Here is a 2,329-nt window from a genome sequence, read left to right as displayed (position 1 = left end):
GATAGTGTGAACTATCTCCTACCCGATTAAAAGTTATCTAAAGTTAATAAACTTGAGCTTGTTGTCTTCCTGTTGTCCTAGGTTGTCCATTAATGCTTCAATTTGGTTGTCTGATTTAGCTTTGTATTCGTCAATCAAATAGGCGTATTTTTTTGCTGTGATCGTCATGTTAGAGTGACCTAGTCTTTTACTAATGGCATACATATCAACGCCTTGAAACAGCAAATAAGCAACGTGTGAGTGGCGTAAGCTATGAAAGTGGAATCCTTGACGGTTTATATTACATTCTTGTAGCAATTTACGCAGGACATTATTAACTGCGTTCGAACCCGAAACTGTTTTTTGATTGTTCTCAAAAACATTCTTTGTCTTATTCGCTTTTAGTTGTCCAAGACAACTCAACAAATCGTTATTAACTCGAATGGTTCGATTGGATCCTTCTGTTTTTGCTGTCTTTATTTGATGGCTGTGATAATCATATGATTTATTAACTGATATTGTTTTATGCTTAAAGTCGATGTCATCCCACGTTAGTGCCATGATCTCACCTAAACGCATGCCGGTATATATTGCAGTCAAAATCATGTATCTGCTAGTATAGCGATGATCTAATTTTATTTTGGTGCGATTAATCAGCTTATTGATCTCACTTATATTAAGATAGGCCACAGCATAGCGCTTATTGTCGTTATATTTGAGTTCTGTGCGTTGTGTGAAGTCATGTGGGATAATATCATCAAGTACAGCATTCTGTGCACAGGAGCGAATATATCCGGCAATTTTGCTAATGGTTTCTTTAGCGTGATCTTTACCGTACCAGTTAATAAATGTTTGATACTCGGTACGTGTGATCTCTTTTAATAATTGCTTGCCAAAATACCTATGAATTATCTTACTGGCCAGTTTGTAATGCCGTAGAGTTGATTCAGTAATCTTATTTTCTTTGTAAGTTTGATACCAATAATCAAAGTAATCTGCAAAAGTCATATCTCTTTTGGAGCTGGTTAAAACCTCTGATTTTGATTCGACTTTTAGGGCGTATTCACGTGCCTCATTTTTGGTACTAAAACCGTTTCTGGAAGTTTGATGTAAATTGCCTTCACTATCTCGTTTAGAAATAGTTACTTTCCAGCCAGACTTCTGTTTTCTAAAACTCGCCATAAGCTTCACTTCTTTCTGTGTTATAATAAAAAAGGACACATTAATCCACTCATTAGAGTAAGGCACATCTCAAACTCTGGTCGGGGCGGGATGTGTTTTTTATTTAGCGGCGATCTGTTTCAGAAGAGAAATGATTTTTTCATTCTGCGAAATCAACATGCTTATGTTATCGGTTTCGATTGAAGACTGTGATGCTTGATGTAATTTTCTTTTATATTCTTTGGCAGATCTTTTAATTGCATCTACCATTAACGGTGCAGTCTCTTTACTAACATCCTTTATTAAAGTATCCTTGGCTCCATTGGTTACAATAATATTTCCCATTAACATTCCTTTAGAATAAGAAACTCCATTAACCATATCCAAAGGAATCTCATTAGATCTAACTCCGTACACCATGCCTTTATCTACGAATAAAACACGCTCATTAGTACAAACAACTAGCACAGTATTACCTTCAACCAGCCCAGAGGTTGCATATTGAATAATTTCATCATCAGACAAGATCTCAGGTAAATATTTAACTTCTTTCCTTGTACCGAATGTATCGCTAACATTTGCATTCTTAAATTGTTGTTGAACTGTTTCTAAATCCATATTAAAACCTCCAAAAATATATTGTAAAACGTTTGTTCCCCTAATTATTAAAATAAATAGCATACCTTCGTTTTGCGTTTTCTTCTAAACGCAACGGTACACTATAATAATACATGAAATCTGAATAATTTTCAGTTTCTTTTCCGTTCGAAACGCAATAATCTATTAATAAATCGATAGCTCTGTTATCTGCATCAGCTTCAATTTTACTATGTGACGAGTAGGAACTGTAATACAGAACACCTTCATCTTTGTTTAACATGTGTCCGATTTCGTGGGCAATCTGAAAAGGCAATTCATCCTTATTTTTCCATTGCCCATTGATAATAATTTTATTATTTTTTGGAATTGCACACGATGGAGCAGATGATTTCAATTGATTAGTCCAGACAATTTCAAAACCATGATCAAAAGCAAAATTAAGCAAATAAGTTATAACCTCGTTCATTTACTTCCCCCTAAGCAATCTTCTAATAATCTCTTATCTTCATCATCTAATGGCTTACCTTCATAAGTAAAAATTGTTTCGTCATCTGCCAGATCGGGAGTGTCAAGAAGTTTGTGTAAATGA

At 34.7% G+C, this 2,329-nt stretch carries 3 protein-coding genes; all 3 read right to left on the bottom strand.

Annotated features, from left to right (window positions below; translation table 11 throughout):
• Nucleotides 1-33 precede the first annotated feature (33 nt).
• The 3 genes from FC65_RS10165 to FC65_RS10155 all read right to left on the bottom strand — a co-directional run bounded on the left by FC65_RS10165 (nucleotide 34) and on the right by FC65_RS10155 (nucleotide 2,206).
• Entirely contained in the window at nucleotides 34-1,161 is a 1,128-nt protein-coding gene (locus tag FC65_RS10165) for a tyrosine-type recombinase/integrase (protein WP_056972600.1), read from the bottom strand.
• Nucleotides 1,162-1,260: 99 nt separating this feature from the next.
• The gene (locus FC65_RS10160) at nucleotides 1,261-1,758 is read right to left on the bottom strand and encodes a PH domain-containing protein (protein WP_079579299.1); all 498 of its coding nucleotides are present in this window, start codon (nucleotides 1,756-1,758) and stop codon (nucleotides 1,261-1,263) included.
• 40 nt (nucleotides 1,759-1,798) lie between these two features.
• Nucleotides 1,799-2,206 (bottom strand): ImmA/IrrE family metallo-endopeptidase, encoded by a 408-nt coding sequence (locus tag FC65_RS10155; RefSeq protein WP_056972598.1) that lies wholly within the window; start codon nucleotides 2,204-2,206, stop codon nucleotides 1,799-1,801.
• Nucleotides 2,207-2,329: the final 123 nt, after the last annotated feature.

This window comes from Ligilactobacillus acidipiscis DSM 15836, assembly GCF_001435755.1.
Lineage (GTDB): Bacteria > Bacillota > Bacilli > Lactobacillales > Lactobacillaceae > Ligilactobacillus > Ligilactobacillus acidipiscis.
The sequence above is the reverse complement of the archived record's forward strand: the minus strand, read 5'-3'. Positions and strand labels throughout refer to the sequence as shown.

Coding starts and splice junctions, on each gene's coding strand:
- FC65_RS10155 (WP_056972598.1), bottom strand. CDS start 2,206: ATGAACGAGGTTATAACTTATTTGCTTAATTTTGCTTTTGATCATGGT.
- FC65_RS10160 (WP_079579299.1), bottom strand. CDS start 1,758: ATGGATTTAGAAACAGTTCAACAACAATTTAAGAATGCAAATGTTAGC.
- FC65_RS10165 (WP_056972600.1), bottom strand. CDS start 1,161: ATGGCGAGTTTTAGAAAACAGAAGTCTGGCTGGAAAGTAACTATTTCT.